The sequence below is a fragment of the Herbidospora galbida genome (assembly GCF_005233835.1).
Classification (GTDB): domain Bacteria; phylum Actinomycetota; class Actinomycetes; order Streptosporangiales; family Streptosporangiaceae; genus Herbidospora; species Herbidospora galbida.
Genome location: NZ_SZQA01000031.1, coordinates 1 through 24003, shown reverse-complemented (window position 1 = coordinate 24003; position 24003 = coordinate 1). Strand labels below are relative to the sequence as shown.

The window sequence follows — 24003 nt, the reverse complement described above, 5'->3', positions numbered from 1 at the left end:
ACGCCTGAGCCTTGGGTTATTCCAGGCCATCTATGCCCGTATCCAGCTATATCCGTATGTACATAAAGGAGAAAGCAGGACACCGGGGTCGCTAATTTCGCGCGTCAGGACATCCGATAACGGAGGTACGCATGCATGGCTCGGCGCCCCGCCGCCTGACCCGATTGGCCCCCTTGGTCACCGTCCCGATCGTGGCCGCGCTGCTGCCCGCGACGGCCGCCGTCGCCCAGGGCGCGGAGCCCAAGCCGGTGGCCGTCGCGGCCGCCGACAGCAAGAGCGAGCAGCGCGCGGTGGAGAACTTCTGGACCGAGGCCAAGATGGAGGCCGCCAAGCCGCTCGACGCCCCGGCCGCCAGCGCCCAGCGGTTCGCCAGCGGCGCGGCCGCGTTCCTCGACCTGCCGGACGCCAAGCCCGCCTCGGTCAAGCCGACCCTCACCGCCGACGCCGCCGCCGGGGAACCCGCCGCCGCCTCGGCCACCTCCGACGGCGCCCCCTGGAACGGCGGCGGGGCCGTGGTGAAGACCTCGGGCCGGGTCTTCTTCACCGTCGCCTCGGGCTCCGGCGCCGGGAAGAACGCCTCCTGCTCGGGCAACGCCGTGACCAGCGCCAACAAGAGCGTCGTCATCACCGCCGGACACTGCGTGCGGCTCGGTGGAGCGTTCCACAAGAACTGGGTGTTCGTGCCCGCGTACGACAGCGGCCAGCGCCCCTACGGCACCTGGGTGGCCACCAACCTGCTGACCACGCCGCAGTGGAGCCGCAGCGAGGACATGAACCACGACGTCGCGGCGGCCGTGGTGGCCCCGCTCGACGGGGAGTACCTGACCGACGTGGTCGGCGGCCAGGGCATCGCCTTCAACCAGCCGCGCGGCCGCCAGATGTACGCCTTCGGCTTCCCCGCCGCCGCGCCGTACAACGGCTCGAAGCTGACCTATTGCAGCGGGCGGGTGTTCGACGACTTCCTGCTGTCCGACGACCTCGGCCTGAACTGCGACATGACCGGCGGGTCGTCCGGCGGCCCCTGGTTCTCGAGCTTCAACGAGAAGACCGGCGCCGGGCTGCTCAACTCGGTGAACAGCTTCAAGTACAACTTCGCCAGCTTCTGGATGTTCGGCCCCTACTTCGGGGGCGAGGCCCAGGCGCTCTACAACGCCGCCCAGCGGACCGCGCTCACCTGATTTACCAAAAGTAGTCGTACGAACACGGATAGTGGTCCACAATCTGGGGCCATGACCCCCGTCCTGACCGCGCTGACGCTTGCCCTCGCCACCCTGAGCCCGGCCGCCGTGCCGCCGCCCGACGTCGTCCACCACTGGGCGGCGGCCGTGCCGGACGGCTACTGGACGCCGGAGCGGATGGCCAAAGCCCTGCCCATCGGGCTGCTGGAAGTCGTCCAGAAGCTCGCGACGGGCCTCGGCCCGGAGAGACGGCGGCAGGCGGCGCCGGCGAGGGTGCGGCAGCGGGGTCCGGTGTCCTCGGCGCGATGGCAGTCCGGTGGCCTGGTGGGGCGGGCCACCGGGCGGGTCTTCCTGACCATGGACGGCGTCGACTTCGTCTGCTCGGCCGGGTCGGTCCGGTCGGCCAACCGCGACGTGGTGGTGACCGCCGGGCACTGCGTCAAGGACGGCACCGGCGCGTGGGCCCGCAACTGGGTGTTCGTCCCGGGCTACGACGGGGGCGCCCGGCCCCTGGGCACGTTCTCGGCCCGCCGCATGTTCGTCGCCGGGCCCTGGTCGCGGGCCGCCGACGACAGCTACGACGTGGGCATGGTCGCCCTGAACGCGCAGCTGGGCCGGCACGTCAACGACGCCGCGGGCGCGCTGGAGATCGGCTTCGGGGTGAAGCGCGGCCAGCAGACCCACGGTTTCGGCTATCCGGCCGACCCGCCCTACGACGGCGAGCGGCTCATGTACTGCGCGGGCACCGCCCGGCCCGATCCCCACAGCCAGACCCACGACCAGGGGCTCCGGTGTGACCTGACTGCGGGGGCGAGCGGGGGTCCGTGGCTGACCGGCTTCGACGCGGCCACGGGGCGCGGCACGGTGACGTCGGTCAGCAGCTTCAAGTACAGCGACGACAACTCGATGATGTACGGCCCCTACTTCGGCAGCGCGGCCAAGCAGGTGTTCGACATGGCCGAGAAGGCCTAGAGGCTGAACTCGTCGGTGTCGTCCGAAAGGTCCTCGTCGACGATGTCGGCGGCCTTCCTGACGATCAGGGGGTCGGGGGTGCCGACGATCGTGGTGTCCTTGTCGTCGTAGTCGAACTGGCTCAGCACATAGCGCATCGCCTCGACGCGGCCGCGCTTCTTGTCGTTCGACTTGATGACCGTCCAGGGGGCCTCGTCGGTGTCGGTGCTGACGAACATGCGCTCCTTGGCCTGGGTGTACTCGTCCCACTTGTCGAGGGAGGCGATGTCCATCGGGGAGAGCTTCCACTGGCGCACCGGGTCGACCTGCCGTATGACGAACCGGGTGCGCTGCTCGGCGCGGGACACCGAGAACCAGAGCTTCACCAGCTTGATCCCGTCGCGGACGAGGAGTTTCTCGACCATCGGGGCCTGGACCATGAACTCCTCGTACTGCTCGTCGGTGCAGAAGCCCATGACGCGCTCGACGCCGGCGCGGTTGTACCACGACCGGTCGAACAGGACGATCTCACCGGCGGCCGGCATGTGGCTGATGTAGCGCTGGAAGTACCACGAGGTGCGCTCGCGCTCGCTGGGCTTCTCCAGGGCGACCACGGTGGCGCCGCGGGGGTTCAGGTGCTCCATGAAGCGCTTGATCGTGCCGCCCTTGCCGGCCGCGTCGCGGCCCTCGAACAGGATGACCAGACGGCCCCCGGTGTCTTTGAGCCAGTACTGCAGCTTCAGCAGCTCGATCTGGAGCAGCCGTTTGTCGCGCTCGTAGCTGGGGCGCTCGAGGCGCTCGTCGTAGGGGTAGTGCTCTCGCCAGGTGTCAACCGGGCTGCCGTCCGAACGCAGCAGCACCGGATCGTCGTCGCCGTCTTCGTCATTGACCCACAGCCCTGGGGTGCGGCCCAGGAGGTCCACGACATCGTCCGCCTTCATGGCCGAAGCCTTTACCTAATCAGGGAGACCCAATCCCCTATGCCCGTTTTTGTCACCCAAAATTCGTCAGAGTGTCAGGCCCGTAAGGACCATTACTTTTTCGTAGGTGTAGTCGTCCATGGCCGAACGCAGGCCCTCGCGGCCCACGCCCGAGTCCTTCACGCCGCCGTAGGGCATCTGGTCGGCCCGGTACGACGGCACGTCGCCGATGATCACGCCGCCCACCTCCAGCTCGCGGTTGGCCTTGAAGGCCAGGTCGAGGCTGCGGGTGAAGACGCCCGCCTGGAGGCCGTACGCCGAGTCGTTGACCTCGGCGAACGCCGCGTCGGGGCCGTTGACCCGCTGGACGACGAGGACCGGCCCGAAGACCTCCTCGCGGACGACCTTGGCGTCCTTGCGGACGTTGGCCAGCACGGTCGGTGCGTAGGTGGCGCCCTCGCGGGAGCCCCCGGCCAGGACCTTGGCGCCCGCCGCGACCGCCTCGGTCACCCACGAGTCGACGCGTTCGGCGGCCTCCACCGAGACCAGCGGCCCGACCTGGGTCTTCTCGTCGGCGGGGTCGCCGGTGACCAGGGCGTTCACGGCCTCGACGAGCCTGCCCTCGAAGGCGTCGGCGACGAGTTCGTCGACGATCACCCGCTGGACGGCGATGCAGCTCTGCCCGGCCTGGTAGTTGGAGAACAGCGCGATCCGGGTGGCGGCCCAGTCGAGGTCGGCGTCGGCCAGCACCACGGCCGCCGCGTTGCCGCCCAGTTCGAGGGTGACGTGCTTGCGGGGGACCTGGTCCATGATCGCGTACCCGACCGGGCTGGAGCCGGTGAAGGACACCACCGGCAGGCGCGGGTCGTCGACCAGCGCGGTGGCCCGGTCGTTGGGCACCGGCAGGATCGAGAACATGCCTTCGGGCAGGTCGGTCTCGGCCAGGATCTCGCCCAGCACCAGCGCCGACAGCGGGGTCTTGGGGGCCGGCTTGACGATCACCGGGGCGCCGACCGCGATGGCCGGGGCGACCTTGTGGGCGACCAGGTTGAGCGGGAAGTTGAAGGGCGAGATCGCCAGGATCGGGCCGCGCGGCACCCGGGAGACATAGGCCATGCGGCCGGTCGCGGCGGCCTCGGTGTCGAGGCGGACCACCTCGCCGCTGAACCGGCGGGTCTCCTCGGCGGCGAAGCGGAAGGTGGAGACCGCCCGGTTCACCTCTCCCCTGGCCCAGAACATCGGCTTGCCGTTCTCACCGCTGATCAGCCGGGCCAGTTCGTCGGCCCGCTCGGCGATCCGCCGCGACACGTGGGCCAGGGCCTCGGCCCGGACGTGGATCGGCAGCGCCGCGGCCTGACGCGCCACCGCGTGCGCGGCGGCCACCGCCTCCTCGACCTGATCGGGGGTCGGGACGGACGTCACCCCGACGGTCCGGCCGTCGTGGGAGTTGGTGACGGTCAGTTCGGACTCTCCCGTCGCGGGGCGGCCGGCGATCCAGAAAGGCATGGCAACGCTCATGCAACTGACGCTATGCCACTATCGTGTAACGGGCCTTACTCCGCATCGCACAATCGGCTGCTATCTTCTGGCCATTGCGGACAAGTCCCCATGCTCCAACCCCATGTCACGGTTGCGCCGCAATTTCGGGATGTTTTCCATTGCGGTGCGGTTTGAACGCTGAGTGGCGTGGTTAAGTCAAGGTTCGGGTCCGATGCGAGGACCCCTTGATGAGAAGGGCTCGTCGCTCATGGCCACGCCGGTCCCGCTCGGATTGCAGGGCGCATACGCTCTCGGCCAGCGGAGTACCTACGACGAGCTACGCACCAAACTCCTCGACGTCGCGAGCGAACTGCTGATCAGCGCGGGGCCCGAGAGCCTGACCGTGCGGCGGATCGCCGCCGAGGCCGGGTGCGCCACGACCGTCATCTACACGATGTTCGGCAGCAAAGAGGGCCTGGCCGAGGCCCTCTACCTCGAAGGCTTCGAACGCTTCCGCCGCCGCCTGGCCGCCCTGCCCGCGCGCACCGACCCGTTCGAATACCTCCAGTCGCTCGGCCCGGCCTACCGCGAGGCGGCCCTGGCCGAACCCGGCTACTACAGCCTGATGTTCGAGCGGGCCATCCCGGGCTTCGTCCCGTCGGAGCGGGCCCGGACGCTCGCCCGCGCGGCCCTGAACCTGTTCGACCGGGTGATCGCCGACTGCATCTCGGCCGGCTACCTGACGCCCACCCAGCCCCGCAAGATCGCCGACGCGCTGTGGGCGGCCGCCCAGGGAGCGATATCCCTGGAACGTGCCGGTCATCTGCCCGACGCCCAGACCTACACCGTGGTCACCAACGCCACGATCAACCAGTTCCTGGTGACGCGGGACCACTAGGCACGCGGCCCGGCTCAGCGACGAGCCGCGCGTCGTTCACGATGCCCGGGGAGCGTTGAGGGCGATCCAGAGTTCCGCTCGCGCGGCCGGGTCGTCGAGGTCGCGGCCGAGCAGTTCGGCCGCCTTCTTCATGCGATAGCGCAGGGTGTGCCGGTGCACGCCCAACCGCTGCGCCGCGGCGTCCCAGTGGCCGTTGCAGGCCAGGTAGGCGCGCAGAGATTCCCGCAGGTCACCGCGCTGCTCGTCGAGCGGGGCGAGCAGCACCTCCGCGTAGGCCCGCACCGCACCCGAGTCGAGCAGGTCCAGCAGTCCCTGGCCCGCCAGGTCGGCGAAGTTCAGCTTGCCCCGCCCGGCCCGGTAGGCCCGCACCGCCTGGTCGACGGCGGTCGCGACGCCGCTCAGCGGACCCGGAAGGCTGATCCCCACCGGTTCGTCGAAGGCGTCGCGCAGTCCCGGCAGCTCCGGTTCGGCGCAGATCACGATGGTCACGTCGCCGTGGGGCGCGTGGAAGGCCCTGATCGGGCCGCTCTCGGCCACGGCCAGGACCACCACCGGGTCGTCCGGCAGCGTCACGCCGACGTCCGACAGGACCGCGCGGGCCGTCTCGGTCTCCCCCGCGACCAGCAGCCGGAGGACCGCCGAACGCAGCCGCTCGGGCGCCGTGCCCTGCTCCAGCGCCAGGGTCAGCAGGGAGGCCGCCGCGTTGACGATCGTGTGGGCGATCGGCGTGAAGGGGTGGCCCGCGCCGACGGCGAAGAAGCCGCGCCCGCCGAGCGGCTGGACCACGACGTTCTCCTCCGGCCCGGCCAGCGCGACGGCCGCCGCGCCGCTCCTGAGCCGGGCGAACTCGCTGCGCAGCCCGGCCGCGCGCTCCTCCGCCTCGGGCGGGGTGGCGTGCCGGACCGTGCCGGTCTCGTCGAGCAGCACCACCCAGCCGCCGAGCTCCCTGGCCAGCCGGTCGGCCACCGAGGCCGCGCCGTCGCCGCGCAGGGCGGCCCTGGTCAGGCGTCCCTGGGCCTCGAAGGCCCCGGTGATCTCCTCGTAGTGCTCGGCGGCCAGCAGGTCGCTGACGGCCTTCCCGATGGCGATGAAGGGGGTCTCCCTGGCCACCTCGACCAGCGGCAACCCGGCCTCGGCCGCCGCCGCGACCAGCTCGGCGGGCACCCGCGCGTGGCTGAGGCCGATGCCGAAGCCGAGGCCCGCGACGCCGCGGTCGACGAGCCGGGTGATGTACGGTCGCCACGAGGCCGTCCGCATCCCGGTGGTGAGCACCAGCTCGTCGCCCTCCAGGAACGGCGTGGGATCCTCCAGCTCGCTCACCGCGACCCAGCGCACCGGGCGGTCGAGCGCGCCCGGCCCGGCCAGCACCCGCAGCCCGGCCATCGCGGTGATCCTGCGCAGGGACGGCGCCACCTATCGGCCCCCTTGTTGTCCATTCCGGCACGTGGCGAACCCCGATTCTGCCACGTAGGAGCATCGAGACTTCGCACCGGGGGACGTAACGTCGACCACATGACCACTACAGCCCACGGCGGCCCGGGGCTTCCCCAGGAGCGCCGCCTCGTCACCGAGATCCCCGGCCCCAAGTCGCGGGAGATGTTCTCCCGCAAGCAGTCGGCGGTGCCCGCCGGCGTGGGCACCACCCTGCCGGTCTTCGTGACGAAGGCCGGTGGCGGCGTGCTGGTCGACGCCGACGGCAACTCCCTGATCGACTTCGGTTCGGGCATCGCCGTCACCAACGTCGGCAACGCCGCCCCGAAGGTGGTCGAGCGGGTCCAGAACCAGGTGGCCGACTTCACCCACACCTGCTTCATGATCACGCCCTACGAGTCGTACGTCGCCGTCTGCGAGAAGCTCAACGCGATCACCCCGGGCGACCACGAGAAGCGCACCTTCCTGGTCAACAGCGGCGCCGAGGCGGTGGAGAACGCCGTCAAGGTGGCCCGCCTGGCGACCGGCCGCCCGGCGGTGGTCGCCTTCGACCACGGCTACCACGGCCGCACCCTGCTGACGATGACCCTGACGGCCAAGAACATGCCGTACAAGCAGGGATTCGGGCCCTACGCCCCCGAGGTCTACCGCATGCCGCTCGCCTACCCCTACCGGTGGCCGGGCGAGAACGTGGCCGAGGAGGCCGCCGCGCAGGCGATCGACCAGATCACCAAGCAGATCGGGGCCGAGAACGTGGCCGCGGTGATCATCGAGCCGATCGCCGGCGAGGGCGGCTTCATCGTGCCGGCCAAGGGCTTCCTGCCGCGCATCGCGGAGTTCTGCAAGGCCAACGGGATCGTCTTCATCGCCGACGAGATCCAGACCGGCTTCGCCCGGACCGGCCAGATGTTCGCGTGCGAGGACGAGGGCATCGTGCCCGACATCATCACCACGGCCAAGGGCATCGCGGGCGGCCTCCCGCTGGCCGCCGTGACCGGCCGCGCCGAGCTCATGGACGCCGTGCACGCCGGCGGCCTGGGTGGCACCTACGGCGGCAACCCGGTGGCCTGCGAGGCGGCCCTGGGCGTGCTGGAGACGATCGAGGAGGAGGGCCTGGTCGAGCGGGCCCGCGCGATCGGCGACGTGATGCTGCCGCGCCTGCGCGGCCTCCAGGAGCGCTTCGGGATCATCGGTGACGTACGTGGCCGGGGTGCCATGACGGCGATCGAGCTGGTCGTACCGGGGACGAAGGACCCGAACCCGGCCGCCGCGTCGGAAATCGCCAAGCGGTGCCACGCCGAGGGGCTCGTGGTGCTGACTGCCGGCACGTACGGCAATGTGCTCCGGTTCCTCCCGCCTTTGGTGATTCCGGACCACCTGCTCGACGAGGGTTTGACCATCCTCGAAAAAGCCGTCAGTGAGGTGTAATTCATAACAAAGCGGGCACCCGGCTTGTGGCCGGGTGCCCCTTTTGTTGTCTTACGCCCTGTCGGATGCCAGTCATTTAACCCTGACTTGGCGTCGAGCTAGTCGATCACACCAGGTAGTCGCGTTATAACGGTTCCGACACATGACCGAGGAGGCGGACAGGTTTGCTGACGTTCGACCCGGCAGGTCTCACCTCGCTCCAGCGCGACGGAGACGCCTGTGTGGTCTGCCACAAGAAATGGCCTCGCCCCCGCGTCCGAGTCGGCCGGTTGCCCGACGACACCACCGTCCACGCGTGTGACGATTGCGCCGAAGCCCTTCTCCCGGTCGTGCCCAGACGCGGCGACCGGCAGCTCACTGCTCGCGGAGCGCCCAAGGAGAGCCGTAGTCGGTGAGCAGGTCGAGGAACGGCACCGCGTCGAAGGCCTCCGGGCCGAGCACGCCCTTGCCCTTCCAGACCCCGTTCGCCAGCAGCTCCAGCGCGACGACCGGGTGCACCGCGGTCTGCCACACGACGGCCTGACAGCCGTACTCACGCATCGACCACTCGTTGTCGACCACGTGGTAGAGGTAGACCTCGCGCGCCCGGCCGTCCTTGCCGACGCCCTTGACCCAGGTGCCGGCGCAGGTCTTGCCGCGCATGCGGTCGCCGAGGGTCGAGGGGTCGGGCAGCGAGGCGGCCACGACGTCGCGCGGCGACACGTCCAGGCCCTTCACCTTCACGGTGCCGGGCGAGTCGAGGCCGAGCTTGCGCAGGGTCTTCAGGACCTCGATGAACTCGTTGCCGAGGCCGTACTTGAAGGTGACGCGGCGGGTGTCGACCCACCGGGGCACCAGCAGCACCTCTTCGTGCTCGACGTTCACGCACTCGACCGGGCCGATGCCCTCGGGGAAGTCGAACACCTCGGGCTCGCTGAACGGCTCGGTGGTGTGCCAGCGGCCGTCCTCCCACACGATCGGGGGGTTCAGGCACTCCTCGATGGTGGTCCAGATGGAGAAGGTCGGGGCGAAGTCGTAGCCGTCGACGCGCAGGTTGGAGCCGTCGCGGATGCCGATCTCCTCGATGGTCTCGAAGAGGTGGTCGGCGGCGTAGCGGGCGAACACGTCGGCGAGGCCGGGCTCGACGCCCATGCCCACGAGGGCCAGCTGGTCGCGCTGCTCCCACTGGTCGGCGAGGGCGAACTGGTCGTCGCCGAGCTTCACGCCGGGCATCTCATAGGGGCGCTGGGGGTGGCGGGCGCTGAGCGACATCGCCATGTCGAGGTAGGTCACTCCGGCGTTCAGGGCGGCGGTGAACAGCGGCATGTCGAAGCGCGGGTCGACGGCGTTGAACAGCACGTCGCACTCGTGCGCCCGCAGGGCCGCCTCGACCTCGGCCGCGTTCGAGGCGTCGAGCCCGATCGCCGAGAAACGGGGGTCTTCGATCCGGGCACATGCGGAAACGGCCCGGTTCACGTCGTAATCGGCAACAACGATGTGGTCGTAGAAACTGCGCCGCGAGGCGATGGCCACCATGGCCGAACCTACGCCACCAGCGCCGACAAGGAGGATCCGCATGAGGAGCAGGCTAACAGCTGACTGACTGACCATTCAATAAGATGGCCAAATTCGACTGGTCCACCAATCAGTGAACGTGCGCCCTGAGGGCTACTCCTCCTTGAGGGAGGTCCAGGCCTTGATCCACTCTTCGTAGGCCGTGCACGACCCCGCCTCGCCGCCGCAGTCCTTGGCCGGGAAGGTGGCGAACACCACACCCTTGTCGGAGTGCTCGTCGCACAGCGTCTCGACGCGGCTCTGCTTGGCGGCCTCGCCGGGCGGGGCGTCGTCAGTGATCTTGTACGTGCACGCCTTCGGGTTGGCCGGCGCGGTGCCCGTCCACCAGGCGACCTCGCGCTGCACGTCGGGCCGCAGCGACCATTCGAGCCAGCTCTCGGCGCACGAGGGATGGGCCGCGCGGGCGGAGACCATCCATGACATGACCCAGCCGGTGACCGGCCCCGCGGCGCGGGTGACGCCGAGCCCGGCCCCGGCCATGCCGCCCAGCACGTAGGGCGTGGCCTGGGCCATCGTCGCCCCGCCCGCGAACCCCTCGATCACCTGGACGGGGTCGCGCCAGTAGGCCCGGCCGTCCTTCTTCTTCTCCAGCAGCGTCACGGCCTCGCCGAGCTGCTCGGGGCTGAGCTGGTAGGGGTTGTCGAACCCGAGCGACAGGGCGGCGTCGGCGATGGTCAGCGGGGTGTCGCGGAGCAGCACCGGCCCGTCGGCGTCGAAGATCGATCCCTTCGCGCCGTCTTTCACGGCCACGACGGTGGTGTCCCACACGTAGGGCACGCCGTGGTCGCCGACCAGCTCACGGACCCACTTCGGCAGCCCGGAGTATCCGGCCACCTTCCCGGTGTCGATCCGGGCCGCGCCGCCGTCGGCGACCAGCTTCCCGGCCAGGTCGGGCCCGGCCGCGACCACGTCGAAGGTGTCGACGTTGACGGGGTTGCCGGCGACGTACTCCCACGGCCGGTAGGTCACCCGGCAGCCGGTCTCGCGCTCGAACGGCGCGACCCAGTTCACCTTGCGGTCGTTGCCGCCCCACTCGACGAAGCCACGGGGCGCCAGGACGGTGAGCGCGCCCTCACCCGTGCCGGAGGCGGTCGGCGACGGCGAGGGGGTGCGCGACGGCGACGGGGTGGCGGACGGCGCCGGCTTCGACGCGGAGGACGAGGGGGCGGGCGCGGAGGCGACCTGCTGACCACAGGCGGCCAGCAGCAGAACGGCGGCCCCGGCGAGGGCGGTGAGACGACGCGACGCCAACGATCCTCCACGGCCTGGAACCGGACTCCCCGGAAGCCTACTCGCAGGTCCTAGGACCAATATCCGAGTGAGTTCTGTCAGTGAGCCTCCGTAGAGTCGAGCCCATGAGCTCCACCCAGTTCCCGTCACCCTGCCCCACCACGGCGATGATCGCCAAGCGGTCCGGCGCATGACCACGACCGTTTCCCCCGCTCGAACCCCCAACACGCTCGGCCGGAGGTCTCCGGCCTTTGCTACGCCGACGATCCGCAGGGGTTCTCCCACCGTGACCGTCTCCCCGGCGCCGGGCGCCGCCCGCAAGGCCGGCATCGTGGGCGCGGCCGCGTCCTGGTCCGGCGACCGCGACCAGTGGGTCGCCGCGGGGTGGGCCTCGTGACCGCGCCCGTCGCCGCCCCCTCCGGCACCGACGAGGACGCGCCGCTCGGCCGCGCCGCCGTCGCCGTCATCGTGCTGGCCTGTCTCGGCCAGTTCATGGTCGTGCTCGACGTGTCGATCGTGAACGTGGCGCTGCCCGCGATGCGCGCCGAGCTCGGCTTCACCGAGACGGGCCTCCAGTGGGTCGTCAACGCCTACGCGCTCACCTTCGCCGGGCTCATGTTGCTCGGCGGCAGGGCCGCCGACCTGTTCGGCCGCAAGCGCGTCTTCCTCACCGGCGTGACCGTGTTCGCGCTGGCCAGCCTGCTGGGCGGCATGGCCGCCGACCCGGGGCTGCTGATCGCGGCGCGGGTCCTGCAGGGCGTCGGCGCGGCCGTGCTGGCCCCGACCACCCTCACGATCCTGACCACGACCTTCGCCGAAGGGCCGCGCCGCACCGCCGCCATCTCGGCCTGGAACGCCGTCGGCGCCGCCGGGGGCGCGGCGGGCGGCATCCTCGGCGGCACCCTCACCGAACTGCTGTCCTGGCGCTGGACGCTGCTGATCAACGTGCCGATCGGCCTGGCCATCGTGGTCACCGGCCTGCGGGTGATCGCCCGCGACCGGCCCGAGGGCTCGGCCCGGCTCGACCTGCCCGGCGCGGCCCTGGTCACGGGCGCGCTGACGGCCATCGCCTACGGCACGGTCGAGACCCACGAACACGGCTGGGCGTCGCCGGTCTCGCTGGTGCCGCTGGCCCTGGGCGTGCTGGGCCTCGGGGTCTTCGTGCTGGTCGAGTCGAAGACGGCCCGCCCGCTGGTGCCGCTCGCGCTGCTGACCCGGCGGACGGTCGCCGGGACCACGATCATCCAGGTCCTGTCGGGCGCGATCTTCTTCGCGATGTGGTACTTCCTGTCGCTCTACCTGCAGACCGACCTCGGCTACTCGCCGCTGGAGGCGGGCCTCGGGTTCCTCCCCCACGCGGTGACCCTGATCGCCACCGGGCGCGGCGCGCCCTACCTGCTGCGCCGGATGACGCCGCGCACGCTCCTGCTCGGCGCGAGCGTGGTGGCCATCGCCGGCATGCTGCTCCAGGCCGCCATGCTCGACGGCTACGTCCTGGGCGTGATGATCCCGGGCATCCTGATGTGCGCGGGCGCCGGGCTGGCGTTCACCCCGCTGGTCGTGCTCGCGACCAACGGGGTGCGACGTGAGGAGTCGGGGCTGGTCTCCGGCGTGCTCGGGGCCTCCCGGCAGGTGGGCGGCTCGCTCGGGCTGGCCGGGCTGGCCACCGTCGCCGCCACTTTCGACACTCCGACGGCCGGCTACAGCGCGGTCTTCCTGGTGGGAGCCGGGCTGATGGCCGTCTCGATCGTCGTGGCGCTGGTGTTCCTGGCCCGCAAGTCCCGCTAACCGTTCGTCGGGAAGCCCAGGTTCACACCCCCGTGGGAGGGGTCGAGCCACCGTGAGGTGACGACCTTCCCACGGGTGTAGAAGTGCACGCCCTCCACCCCGTGGACGTGGGTGTCGCCGAAGAGGCTGGCCTTCCAGCCGCCGAAGCTGTAGAAGGCCATCGGGACCGGGATCGGCACGTTCACGCCGACCATGCCGACCTCGACCTCGTTCTGGAACCTGCGGGCGGCGCCGCCGTCGTTGGTGAAGATGGCGGTGCCGTTGCCGTACTCTCCCTCGTTGATCAGGGTCAGGCCCTCCTCGTAGGAGGCCACCCTGACCACCGAGAGGACCGGCCCGAAGATCTCCTCGCGGTGGGTGCGGGAGCCCGGCGGCACGTGGTCGACGACCGTCGGGCCGAGCCAGAAGCCGTCGCCGTCGGGGAGGTTCTCCCGGCCGTCCACGACGATCTTGCCTTCGCCGAGGTCGAGGTAGGAGGCGACCTTGTCGCGGTGGACCCTGGTGACCAGGGCGCCCATCTCCGAGGCGGGGTCGTCGCCGGGGCCGACCTTGATCTTGCGGGCCCGCTCCGCGATCTTCTCGACCAGTTCGTCGCCGATCGGGTCGACGGCCAGGACGACCGAGATGGCCATGCAGCGCTCGCCCGCCGAGCCGAAGCCGGCCGAGACGGCCGAGTCGGCCACCAGGTCGAGATCGGCGTCCGGAAGCACCAGCATGTGGTTCTTCGCGCCGCCCAGCGCCTGCACGCGCTTGCCGTTGGCGGTGCCGGTCTCGTAGACGTAGCGGGCGATCGGGGTCGAGCCGACGAAGCTGACGGCCTTCACGTCGGGGTGCGCGAGCAGCCGGTCGACGGCGACCTTGTCGCCCTGGACGACGTTGAAGACGCCGTCGGGCAGGCCCGCCTGCTGCCACAGGTCGGCGATCAGCAGCGAGGCCGACGGGTCGCGTTCCGACGGCTTCAGGATGAACGCGTTGCCGCAGGCGATGGCCACCGGGAACATCCACATCGGCACCATGGCCGGGAAGTTGAACGGGGTGATCCCGGCGACGACGCCGAGCGGCTGGCGGATGGAGAAGGAGTCGACGTTGGTCGAGACGTTCTCCGAGAAGCCGCCCTTCAGCAGGTGCGGGATGCCGCAGGCGAACTCGACGACCTCCAGGCCGCGCGCCACCTCGCCGAGGGCGTCGGACTGGACCTTGCCGTGTTCGGCCGAGATGAGGGCGGCGAGGGCGTCGCGGTTGGCGTACAGGAGCTCACGGAACCTGAAGAGCACGTGGGCGCGCTTGACCAGCGACGCGTCCCGCCAGGCGGGGAACGCGGCCTTCGCGGCGGCGACGGCGGCGTCGACGTCGTCGACGGAGGCCAGCGCCACGTGGGCGCTCACCGCGCCGGTCGCCGGGTTGTAGACGTCGCCGGACCGCTCGGAGTCCCGGGCGGCTCCGCCGATCCAGTGGGTGATGCGCTTCTCGGTCACGGCTTCCCCCCAAGTGTTCGTGACAGGGCCCAGTTCACAGGTTCTCCAGTGCGGTCACGATGATGCCCAGGCCTTCGCGGGCCTCCTCCTCGGTCAGGGTGAGGGGCGGGGCCATGCGGATGGTGTGGCCGTAGAGACCGCCCTTGCCCGCGAGCAGGCCGAGCTTCTTCGTCTCTTCCATGAACTTGGCGGCCAGCTCGGGCGACGGGGAACCGTCGGGGCCGACCAGTTCGACGGCGAACATGAGGCCCTTGCCGCGCACGTCGCCGACCACCGGCAGGCGGGGGGCGGCCTCGCGCAGGCCGTCGATGATGACGGCGCCGGTCTTCGCCGCGTTGGCCTGCAGGTCGTGGTCGAGCACGTAGTCGAGGGTGGCGTTGGCGGCGGCCATGGCGACCGGGTTGCCGCCGAAGGTGGCCAGGCCGACGGCGTGCAGGTTGTCCATCAGGTCGCCGCGCGCGACGACGCCGCCGACGGCGAAGCCGTTGCCCAGGCCCTTGGCGAAGGTCATCATGTCGGGCGTCACGCCGTGGTTCTGGATGCCGAAGAACGCCGATCCGGTCCGGCCCCAGCCCGTCTGCACCTCGTCGGAGATGAACAGGATCCCCTGCTCGTCGAGCACCTCGCGGTAGGCCCGGAACAGCCCGTCGGGGGCCATGGTGAACCCGCCCACGCCCTGGATCGGCTCGGCGATGAGCGCGGCGACGTCGCCGCCGACGGCGGTGGCCAGCACGTGCCGCAGGTCGTCGACGCAGGCCGCGATGTACTGCTCGTCGGACATGCCCCGGAACTGGGTCAGGTGCCGGTCGGCGCCGTGCAGGAAGTGCACGTTCAGCGGCGACAGGGAGTTGTTCTTCCACGACCGGTTCGAGGTGACCGCGACGGTGCCGAACGACCGGCCGTGGTAGCTCTGCCGCATCGCCAGGACCTGGTCGGTCTTGCGGGCGTAGGTGGCCAGCAGCAGGGCGGTCTCGTTGGCCTCGGTGCCGGAGTTGGTGAAGAAGACCTTGGCGTCCGGGATGCCCGACAGGCGGGCGATCTTCTCGGCCAGCTCGACCTGACCGCGCAGCAGATAGACGGTCGAGGTGTGCACGACCCCGGTGGCGATCTGGCGCTCCACGGCGTCGCGGACCTCGGCGACGTCGTACCCGATCATGTTGGTCAGGATCCCGGCGAAGAAGTCGAGGTAGGACTTGCCGTCCGCGTCGACGACGCGGTTGCCCTTACCGCTGACGATCTCGATGGGCTCGTTGTAGTAGAGGGCCAGCCAGTTGGGCATCACCGCGCGGTGGCGGGCAAGAAGGTCCGACATGCCTTGAGTATCCCGGCTCATGGGTTCGGGCCATACCCACATCATGTCGGACCATCCCGGCTTTCCCTTACATCTTGACGGGCTCGGCGACCGGCTCGGCGACGGGCGTCTTCCGGGGCAGCACGAGCAGCGCGACCAGGGCCGCGAGCAGCGTGAACCCGGCTCCCACCCACGACCCGATCGACATCGCCGACAGGAACGACTCCTTGCCCGCCCGCACCAGTTCGGCGACCCCGCTGTCCAGGGCCGCGTTGACCGACTCCCGCGCCGCGGCCGGCGCGCCCTCCGGCATCGCCGCCGTGTACGCCGCCGCCAGCACGCTCCCCAGCACGGCGATCGACAGGGCGGCCCCGACCTGCTGCACGGTGTCGTTGAGCGCCGAGCCGACCCCGGCGTGCTTGGGCGGCACCGCGCCCATCAGGGTCGCGTAGGCCGCCGGACCGGCCAGGCCGCCGCCCACCCCCATGACGATGAGGCAGGTGATCAGGAAGCCGTAGCCGTCGGCGACGTCGAGCGTGGAGAGCAGGCCGAAGGCGGCGGCCAGCACGGTCAGGCCCGACACGATCAGGGTCTTGTTGGACACCTTCTTGCCCAGCGCCGCCCCGACGCCGCTGAAGACGAAGGACGCCAGCACGTACGGCACCAGGGCGAGGCCGGCCTGGAGGGCCGCGTACCCGAGGACGAACTGCAGGTACTGGGTGAGCGCCAGCATGAGCGCGCCCGCGCCGAACGAGAGCAGCACGATCGAGAACGACGCCCCGGAGAACGAGCGGTTCCGGAACAGCTCCAGCGGCAGCAGCGGATGCGGGGCCCGGCGCTCCCACAGGACGAACCCGCCGATCGCCGCCACCGCGACCGCCGTCATGAGGGGGCTGAAGCCGTCCTGGGGCAGCATGATCACCACCCAGACGGCGGAGCTCAGGCCGACGATCGAGAGCACCACGCCGATCGGGTCGAAGCCCCGGGGCTCGCCCTTCGACTCGGGCATCAGCACCAGCGCGGCGATGATCGCGACGATCGCGATGGGGACGTTGAGGAGGAAGACCGATCCCCAGTAGTAGTTGTGGAGCAGGAATCCGCCGAGGGTGGGCCCGGCGATCACGCCGACACCGGCGACCGCGCTCCAGGCGGCGATGGCCGTGCGGCGTTCGTCCTCGTCGAAGACCGTGATGAGGATCGACAGGGTCGACGGCATCATGAACGAGCCGCCCACGCCCATCAGCACCCGCGCCGCGATGAGGTGCCAGGGCTCCGCGGCCAGCATGGCCAGGACGGACGACGCCCCGAAGATCACCAGGCCGAAGACGAGGGCCTTGCGGCGGCCGTAGCGGTCCGAGAGGGATCCGGCGGTGAGCAGCAGCCCGGCGAAGACCAGGATGTAGCCGTCGATGATCCACTGGACGTCGGCGGGCGTGGCGCCGAGGTCGCGCATGAGCGCCGGGATGGCCAGGTTCAGGACCGTGTTGTCCACCACGATGGTCAGCAGAGCGAGACAGAGGGCGACGAGAATCCACCATCGCCGGGGGTCTCGTACAGTGTTCGAGGTCACTCGCACACTGTACGACGATTCTCGAACAGTGTGCGAGCGATTTACTGTGGACAGATGCCGGAACAGCGCTTCACCAGCGTGTGGACGCGGGCATCCAAGCCCCGCCGCGCGCAGCAGGGCCTCAGCCGTGAGCAGATCGTGCAGGCGACGGTCGAGCTGCTCGACGCCGAGGGCATGGAGGCGCTCAGCATGCGCAAACTCGGCGCCAAGCTCGACGCCGGGGCGACCAGCCTCTACTGGCACGTCGCCAACAAGAACGAACTGCTCGAACTGGCCATGGACGAGGTCTTCGGCGAGGTCCGCATCCCGACGTCCGACAGCTGGCGGGAGGTGACGAGCAACGTGGCCTGGGGGCTGCGCGCCGCGATCATGGCCCACCCCTGGTTCACCTTCGTGCTCGGCTCGCTCCCCGCGCTCGGCCCCAACGCCATGAACTGCTCGGCCACGCTCTGCACGGCCCTGGAACGCGCGGGCTTCCGGGGGACCGACATCGACTACGCGGGGGCGGCGGTGCTGTCGTACACGATCGGCGCCACCGCGCCCGAAGCGGCCTACACCTCGGCGCTCAAGAGCCGGGGCATCACCATGGCGCAGGCCCAGGAGGATCTCGCCCCGCTGGTCGAAGAGGCCGCCCGCACCCACCCCGAAATCCACGCGCGCTTCCAGGAAGCCGTCGAGAGCACGATCGACCCGATCGCCCATCGGCAGCTCTCGTTCGACTTCGGGCTGATCTCGATGCTCGACGGGCTGGCCATGCGGCTCCCCCGAAGTGCGGATATGTCGGAAAACCACCTGACAAAATGAGACGTTGAGCGGCTAATGTCGCTGACATGCTCCCCACCGTCGCGGACGTGCTCTCTCTCGACACGGTCCGGCGCGGCGACCCCACCGTGGTGGCGGGCGCCGACCGGCTGAGCGGCCGGGTCCGCTGGGTCCACGTGGGCGAGATCACCGACATCGCCCCCCTTCTGCGCGGCGGCGAGCTGGTGCTCACCACCGGCGTCGCGCTGCCGCCCGAGCCCGACAAGCTGGCCGACTACGTGGCCGACCTGGCCCAGGTCGGCGCCTCCGGCCTGGTCGTCGAACTGGGCCGCCGGTTCGTCCGCGAACTGCCCGCCGCGGTGGTCAGGTCGGCCGAAGACCACGGGCTGCCGCTGATCACGCTGGCCCGCGAGACGCCGTTCGTGCAGATCACCGAGTCGGTTCACAACATGATCATCGACTCGCAGATCCAGGAGCTGCGGGCCTCCGAGCAGCTCCACGAGATCTTCACCGAGCTCTCGGTCGAGGGCGCGTCGCCGGCCGAGGTGCTCGCCCAGGTGGCCCGCTTCTCCGGCCGCCCGGTCATGCTGGAGAACCTGGCCCACCAGGTGCTCGCCTGCGACTCGGCCGGGCAGGACGTCGGCGCCCTGCTGGCCAGCTGGGAGACCCGCTCGCGGGCGGTCTCCCCCGAGGGCCGCACCGCCTACGACGAGGCCGCCGGCTGGCTGGTCACCGTGGTCGGCGCCCGCGGCCAGGACTGGGGCCGGCTGATCCTGCTCGCCGACCGCCCGCCGGGGCCGCGCGACATCGTGCTGGCCGAACGGGCCGCGACCACCCTCGCTCTCGGACGTCTCCTCGAACGCCACCAGCTCTCCCTTGAGCGCCAGGCCCACGGCACGATCCTCACCGGCATCCTCAGCCACGCCTACGCCGACCCCGACGAGGCCGCCGCCCGCGCCCGCGCGGTGGGCGTGCCGCTGACCGGCCGCAAGCTGGTCAGCGTCGTGATCAGGCCGACCACGCTCGGCGAGGGCGCCTTCGACGACCAGGCCCGGCTCGCCGACCTGGCCGACCTCACCGCCGCCGCCTGCCGCGACGCCCGGCTGCCCGCCCTGGTGGGCGCGCTCGACCAGGCCCACGTCGGCGTGCTGCTGCCGCTGCCGCCCCGCGTGGGCGCGGAGGCCGCGCTCAACACCCTGGCCGAGCGGCTCCGCGCCGCCGGGGCGGTCCTCGCCGCCGGTTCGACGGTCGACTCCCTCCGTGACGTACGCCGCAGCTTCCTCGAAGCCGAACAGGTCGCCGACGTGGCCGTCCGCCAGCCCGACGGCCGCCCCTACTACCGGCTGCCCGACCTGCGCCTGCGGGGGCTGCTGCACCTGCTGCGCGACGACGCCCGGCTGCAGACCTTCGCCGAACGGGAACTCGGCCCGCTGCTGGCCCACGACGCCCAGCGCAACTCCGACCTGACCCGCATCCTGCGCATCTACCTGGAGGCGGGCCGCAACAAGGCGGTCGCCGCCCAGCGCGCCCACCTGTCGCGGCCGGCCTTCTACGACCGCCTGCGCCGGCTGGAACGGGTGCTGTCGACCGACCTCGACGACGTCGACTCCTGCCTGTCGCTGCACGTCGCGCTGCTGGCGCTGGAGTCGTTCCGGGAGACCCGATGAGAGCGCGCGACCACGGCATCGTGATCGGGACCTTCGCGCCGGGCGCGCACAACGCCATCACCGACGTGCCGGGAGTGCGGGTAGGCCACACGACGCTCGTCTCGGGGGCGTCGGTGCGGACCGGCGTGACGGTCATCCTGCCGCACGAGGGCGACACCTTCGCCGAGCCGGTGTTCGCCGGCTACCACTGGCTCAACGGCAACGGCGAGCTGACCGGTTTGGCGTACGTGCGGGAACTCGGCATGCTCGCCTCCCCCATCGGCCTGACCAGCACCGGATCGGTCGGCGTGGTCCGCGACGCCCTGTCGGCCCTCGACCCCGGCGGCCAGGGCTGGTCGCTGCCCGTGGTCGGCGAGACCTGGGACGGCTCCCTGAACGACATCACCGGCCGCCACGTGACCGCCGAGCACGTCGTCGCGGCGTTCTCAGGCGCGGCCGGGGGCCCCGTCGCGGAGGGCGCGGTCGGCGGCGGCACCGGGATGATCTGCCACGGCTTCAAGGGCGGCGCGGGCACCGCCTCGCGGGTCGCCGGCGGGTACACGGTCGGCGTCTACGTGCAGGCCAACCACGGGCGCCGCGAGCGGCTCACCGTGAACGGCGTCGACGTCGGCCGCCGTCTGGGCGCCTCGGAGGTCCCCCACGAGGGCGCCGGGTCGATCATCGGGATCGTGGCCACCGACGCACCGCTGCTCCCGCACCAGTGCGCCCGCCTGGCCCAGCGCGCCGGGCTCGGCGTCGGCCGCACGGGCGGCGCGGGCGAGAACTCGAGCGGCGACGGCTTCCTGTGCTTCAGCGTGGGCAACCGGAACCTGCCGGTGAACGTGCTCGACGCGGAGGTGCCGCCGACCTACCGGGTGACCGTCATGGCCGACGACCACCTCGACCCGCTCTACCACGCCGTCATCGAGGCCACCGAGGAGGCGATCGTCAACGCGCTCGTGGCAGGGGAGACGATGACCGGTTTCGGCGGCCTGACCGTCGAGGGCCTCGACGGCGCCCGGCTGGCGTCTCTCCTACCCGCGACAAGGTGAGATAAGGATTCGTTTCCACCAGGTGTAAAACCTGCCCCACCCCACGATTCGGGCATTCCGGGTTCACCCTCCGGGACGTGATTGTCTCGGAACGTGACGATAACCGAATCCGAGACCCCGCCCCGCGCCTTCCCGGCCCCCGACCACCGCGCGATCGTACGCGCCCTGTCGGCGCGCTTCCCCCACTGGAGCATCTGGTACGGCTCCGCCACCGGCCACTACTGGGGCCTGCGCCGGTTCGACGACGGGCGGATCGGCTTCATCGAGGCGCTTTCCCCGCAGGAGTTCGTCCGTCAGGCGACGACCGGGTATTGACCAGGCGAAATACTCAATTCAGTCGAGATTTCTCATACCGATTGGCGTGTTTCGCCCACTTATAAGCGGCAATCTCGCCACGATGGTCACTCACGTCCACTATTGGGGAGAGACCATATGAGAGGCCGTCTGACCGTCGCAATTACCGCACTGGCATCCCTTTTGCCGGTTATGCCGGTTTTTGCCGACAGCCAGAAGACCACGGGACTGCCGTCGTCGAGCTTTCCGCTGGGTGTTCCCGGTTTGGCGAAGACGACCTCGAAGATGGTCATACCGGGCATCGAATACATCACCTTGCGCCACGGCACGAACAAGGACGGCTACACCGTCAGCGTGCTGGCCGGCGCGAACGACGCGTTCACCCAGCGCACGGCGGAGAAGCAGGCGCTCGCCGTGCAGATGGCGGGGTTCGAACCGGTGGTGGTGAAGTTCACCCGGCCGGCGATCGCCGACTACCCCGCGCAGGACTACTGGATGGTCCGCGTCGGCCAGTGGCCCCTCAGTGAGAAGAAGGAGGCCGACAAGGTCGTCAAGGAGCTCAAGAAGGCCGGCGTCAGCGCCAAGGCCGACTACACGGGCGACGACGGCTTCGTCACCGCGGGCCCCTGGTCGATGAAGATCCTCATGGTCGACCCGAGGTCCTTCCGCGGCAGCTTCGCCGCCAGCCTCGGCAAGAAGACGGCCGTCCGGGAACGCGTCACCGACATGGCCAAGGGCTCCGGCGCCATCGCCGGCGTCAACGGCGGCTTCTTCGACATCCACACGGGCGCCGCCTACCGGGGCGACCCGACCGGCATCTCGGTCGTCGGCGGCAAACTGCTCAGCGAGGCCGTCGAGGGCCGTACGGCGGTGGTCCTGAAGGGCCGCACCGCCCGCATCACCGAACTCAAGTCGGCCGTGAACGTCGCGGCCGGCGGCGCGCTGGCCCCCGTCGCGGGCGTGAACCGCGTCGGCAAGGACGGCGAACTCGTCCTCTACACCGAGGAGTTCGGCGCCAGCACCCCGAAGGTCGGCGCGACCGAGGTCGTGATCGACCCCGACGGCGTCGTCACGGCCGTCCGCTCGCCCGGCGCCAAGATCATGAAGGGCATGCGGGTGCTACAGGGCGTCGGCGCCGGAGCCGACTGGCTCGCCGCCTACGCCCCGGAGGGCGGCAAGGTCCAGCTCAAGACGACGGTCACCGACCTGCGCAAGAAGCGGACCGTTCCGCTCACCCCCGACACCCACATCGTCGGCGGCGGCGTGGGCCTGGTGAAGAACGGCAAGACCTGGATCACCGCCTCCACCGACGGCATGGCCAACATCAACATGATCGTCCGCCGCCACCCCCGCACCCTCGCGGGCGTGACGAGGAACGGCAAACTGATCCTGGCCGTCGTCGACGGCCGCGCACCGGGCCAGACCGTCGGCGCCTCCTTCCACGAGGCCGCCCGCGTCATGCAGTGGCTGGGCGCCCGCGACGCCATCAACCTCGACGGCGGCGGCTCCAGCGCCATGGTCGTCAAGGGCAAGGTCGTCAACAAGCCCTCCGACGGCGCGGAGCGCGCGGTCGGCGACGCCCTCCTGATCAAGCCGTAGTGCGCAACTTGGCGATCATCTCGTCATCGCACGACGCCCAGAACTGACCGACGACGTCTTCGAGGTGGTCGAACGAGGCCGCCTCGAAGAGCACGTCCTGGTACTTCGTGATGTCATAGGCCGTCGTGCCCATGACGGTGACGTCCAGGGGCCGGATGTCCATCCCCCGGAACTCCTCGATCTCGCCGTACGAGCTGAGGATCCCGGCCCCATAGGCCTTCAGATCGCGCCCCTCCCGCATGACCCCGAACTCGAGGGTGAACCAGAAGACCTTCGAGACGAACTCCAGCGCCTCGGCCGTCTCGACCCGCCGCGCCGCCTGCCCCGCGAGCCGGTAGAGCGCCGCGAACCGCGGGGACGCCAGCGTGTTGCCGTGCCCGATGACCTCGTGGATGACGTCAGGCTCCGGGGTGTAGAAGGGCACCGAGTGGTGCCGGATGTACTGCGTCGAGTGGAAGTACGAGTCCGCCAGCACCCCGTAGAACTCCCGCAGCGGCACCAGCCCCGCGGCCGGCAGGTAGCGGAACCCGGTCAGCGGCTTCAGCAGCTCACTGACCTCTTCGAGCTGCGGGATCCGATCCTTCGGCAGCCCGAGCGCCTCGGCGGCGTCGAGGAACTCGGCGATGGCGTACTTCTGATGCTTGACGGCCAGCTCCCGGGTGACCAGGGTCCAGACCTCGTGCTCCTCGTCGGAGTACTCGGCGTGCGGGATGGGCTCCCCCCGCGTGTAACCCACGGCGAGCCCGGCGATGGCGTTGCGACGCGCCCGATATACGGGGTCGGCGAACCCCGGATGGCTCTTGGCCAGCTCAACGGTGACGGACCCGTCCTCGTTGGCGGCGACAGGAGCGAAGTACTGCGCTTCCTCGAACATCTACAAATGACAACAAGAGGGGAGGCAGAAGAGCAAGTATCCGCAGCTCAACCTAGACAATGTGGTCAATTTGCTCGGCTGGGCGGGGTGGCGAGTGGACAGTTTGCGGGGTGTACGGGGGGTCGGGTTTGGCGGGGCTGTCCGTGGGGGTGATGGGCTGGGACCGGGTGCGGGGGCGGTGCCGGGCTGGGACGGGTGTGACCTGTCTCCTCGACTCGGCATGGTTCAGCAGGCCAACCTCGGCTCCGCAAACCTGAGGCCGCATGCCTCGCGCACTCCCGTGAACGCTCGACCGGCAGCTGTCATCGCCGGCCTTCCAGGGGTCGGCTTCTCCACCGGAAACGACGGAGGCCCGACTGCGCGGCCAGACCACAAACGTGGCCGTTTCGGGTCGGAGTTCGCCTCAGAAACGCAGAAAGCCCGGCCACAAGGCCGGGCAATACCCCCACGAAACGCCGAAGGCCCCGATCAACGATCGGGGCCTTCGATATAAAGATTGTCCGGCGGTGTCCTACTCTCCCACACCGTCCCCGGTGCAGTACCATCGGCGCTGGAGGGCTTAACTTCCGGGTTCGGAATGTAA

General features: G+C 70.4%; 19 protein-coding genes and 1 rRNA gene. 10 read left to right on the top strand and 10 right to left on the bottom strand.

Features of this window, described 5'->3' with window-relative positions:
• The first annotated feature begins 131 nt into the window (after nucleotides 1–131).
• Entirely contained in the window at nucleotides 132–1178 is a 1047-nt protein-coding gene (locus tag FDA94_RS27480) for a trypsin-like peptidase domain-containing protein (protein ID WP_137249973.1), read from the top strand.
• A 51-nt stretch (nucleotides 1179–1229) separates the two neighbouring features.
• Nucleotides 1230–2150 carry a trypsin-like serine peptidase gene (locus tag FDA94_RS27475; protein ID WP_137249972.1) on the top strand — a complete coding sequence of 307 codons (921 nt, stop codon included), beginning with the start codon at nucleotides 1230–1232 and terminating at the stop codon, nucleotides 2148–2150.
• On the opposite strand, the gene ppk2 is transcribed toward FDA94_RS27475, so the two are convergent.
• Together ppk2 and FDA94_RS27465 are read right to left on the bottom strand one after the other, a co-directional pair.
• Entirely contained in the window at nucleotides 2147–3070 is a 924-nt protein-coding gene (gene ppk2 / locus FDA94_RS27470; protein WP_137249971.1) for a polyphosphate kinase 2, read from the bottom strand. The genes FDA94_RS27475 and ppk2 overlap by 4 nt on opposite strands.
• A 66-nt stretch (nucleotides 3071–3136) precedes the next feature.
• Entirely contained in the window at nucleotides 3137–4567 is a 1431-nt protein-coding gene (locus tag FDA94_RS27465) for an aldehyde dehydrogenase family protein (RefSeq protein WP_137249970.1), read from the bottom strand.
• Between the two features lie 193 nt (nucleotides 4568–4760).
• Between FDA94_RS27465 and FDA94_RS27460 the strand changes: the two genes are divergently transcribed.
• A complete protein-coding gene (locus FDA94_RS27460; RefSeq protein WP_246060186.1) occupies nucleotides 4761–5426 on the top strand; it encodes a TetR/AcrR family transcriptional regulator in 666 nt (221 codons plus the stop codon).
• 36 nt (nucleotides 5427–5462) lie between these two features.
• Here FDA94_RS27460 and FDA94_RS27455 read toward each other — a convergent pair whose 3' ends face one another.
• On the bottom strand, nucleotides 5463–6839 hold the full coding sequence (locus FDA94_RS27455) for a PucR family transcriptional regulator (RefSeq protein WP_137249969.1): 1377 nt from the start codon (nucleotides 6837–6839) through the stop codon (nucleotides 5463–5465).
• A gap of 99 nt (nucleotides 6840–6938) precedes the next feature.
• Here FDA94_RS27455 and gabT point away from each other — a divergent pair, with 99 nt between their 5' ends.
• Complete coding sequence (gene gabT / locus FDA94_RS27450) at nucleotides 6939–8285, top strand: 4-aminobutyrate--2-oxoglutarate transaminase (protein WP_137249968.1); 1347 nt, start codon at nucleotides 6939–6941, stop codon at nucleotides 8283–8285.
• Nucleotides 8286–8639: 354 nt separating this feature from the next.
• Here the strand turns inward: gabT and FDA94_RS27440 are convergent, their stop codons facing one another.
• A complete protein-coding gene (locus FDA94_RS27440) occupies nucleotides 8640–9842 on the bottom strand; it encodes a saccharopine dehydrogenase family protein (RefSeq protein ID WP_062441557.1) in 1203 nt (400 codons plus the stop codon).
• A 90-nt stretch (nucleotides 9843–9932) separates the two neighbouring features.
• A complete protein-coding gene (locus tag FDA94_RS27435; protein ID WP_137249966.1) occupies nucleotides 9933–11090 on the bottom strand; it encodes a type 2 periplasmic-binding domain-containing protein in 1158 nt (385 codons plus the stop codon).
• Nucleotides 11091–11462: 372 nt separating this feature from the next.
• Here FDA94_RS27435 and FDA94_RS27430 point away from each other — a divergent pair, with 372 nt between their 5' ends.
• Entirely contained in the window at nucleotides 11463–12857 is a 1395-nt protein-coding gene (locus FDA94_RS27430; RefSeq protein ID WP_246060185.1) for an MFS transporter, read from the top strand.
• Here the strand turns inward: FDA94_RS27430 and FDA94_RS27425 are convergent.
• The 3 genes from FDA94_RS27425 to FDA94_RS27415 all read right to left on the bottom strand — a co-directional run bounded on the left by FDA94_RS27425 (nucleotide 12854) and on the right by FDA94_RS27415 (nucleotide 17193).
• Nucleotides 12854–14332 carry a CoA-acylating methylmalonate-semialdehyde dehydrogenase gene (locus FDA94_RS27425; RefSeq protein ID WP_137249965.1) on the bottom strand — a complete coding sequence of 493 codons (1479 nt, stop codon included), beginning with the start codon at nucleotides 14330–14332 and terminating at the stop codon, nucleotides 12854–12856. The two genes, FDA94_RS27430 and FDA94_RS27425, sit on opposite strands and share 4 nt — an antisense overlap.
• Nucleotides 14333–14366: 34 nt before the next feature.
• Nucleotides 14367–15644: an aspartate aminotransferase family protein gene (locus tag FDA94_RS27420; protein WP_137249964.1), complete on the bottom strand. Its 1278-nt coding sequence runs from the start codon at nucleotides 15642–15644 to the stop codon at nucleotides 14367–14369.
• A 67-nt stretch (nucleotides 15645–15711) separates the two neighbouring features.
• Complete coding sequence (locus tag FDA94_RS27415; protein ID WP_137249963.1) at nucleotides 15712–17193, bottom strand: MFS transporter; 1482 nt, start codon at nucleotides 17191–17193, stop codon at nucleotides 15712–15714.
• A 54-nt stretch (nucleotides 17194–17247) separates the two neighbouring features.
• On the opposite strand from FDA94_RS27415, the gene FDA94_RS27410 reads away from it, so the two are divergent.
• From FDA94_RS27410 to FDA94_RS27390, 5 genes are all read left to right on the top strand, one after another.
• Nucleotides 17248–17997, top strand: a complete 750-nt coding sequence (locus tag FDA94_RS27410; RefSeq protein ID WP_137249962.1) for a TetR/AcrR family transcriptional regulator C-terminal domain-containing protein — start codon at nucleotides 17248–17250, stop codon at nucleotides 17995–17997.
• Between the two features lie 26 nt (nucleotides 17998–18023).
• Complete coding sequence (locus FDA94_RS27405) at nucleotides 18024–19622, top strand: PucR family transcriptional regulator (protein WP_137249961.1); 1599 nt, start codon at nucleotides 18024–18026, stop codon at nucleotides 19620–19622.
• Nucleotides 19619–20653: a DmpA family aminopeptidase gene (locus FDA94_RS27400; protein WP_137249960.1), complete on the top strand. Its 1035-nt coding sequence runs from the start codon at nucleotides 19619–19621 to the stop codon at nucleotides 20651–20653. Before FDA94_RS27405 ends, FDA94_RS27400 begins: the two co-directional genes overlap by 4 nt.
• Nucleotides 20654–20746: 93 nt before the next feature.
• The gene (locus FDA94_RS27395; RefSeq protein WP_034382748.1) at nucleotides 20747–20968 is read left to right on the top strand and encodes a hypothetical protein; all 222 of its coding nucleotides are present in this window, start codon (nucleotides 20747–20749) and stop codon (nucleotides 20966–20968) included.
• A 243-nt stretch (nucleotides 20969–21211) separates the two neighbouring features.
• Nucleotides 21212–22546, top strand: coding sequence for a phosphodiester glycosidase family protein (locus FDA94_RS27390; protein ID WP_246060184.1), 1335 nt, complete (start codon nucleotides 21212–21214; stop codon nucleotides 22544–22546).
• Here the strand turns inward: FDA94_RS27390 and FDA94_RS27385 are convergent.
• Nucleotides 22536–23420: a phenylalanine 4-monooxygenase gene (locus tag FDA94_RS27385; protein WP_137249958.1), complete on the bottom strand. Its 885-nt coding sequence runs from the start codon at nucleotides 23418–23420 to the stop codon at nucleotides 22536–22538. The genes FDA94_RS27390 and FDA94_RS27385 overlap by 11 nt on opposite strands.
• Nucleotides 23421–23918: 498 nt before the next feature.
• Nucleotides 23919–24003 (bottom strand): 5S ribosomal RNA (gene rrf / locus FDA94_RS27380); the annotation flags it as partial.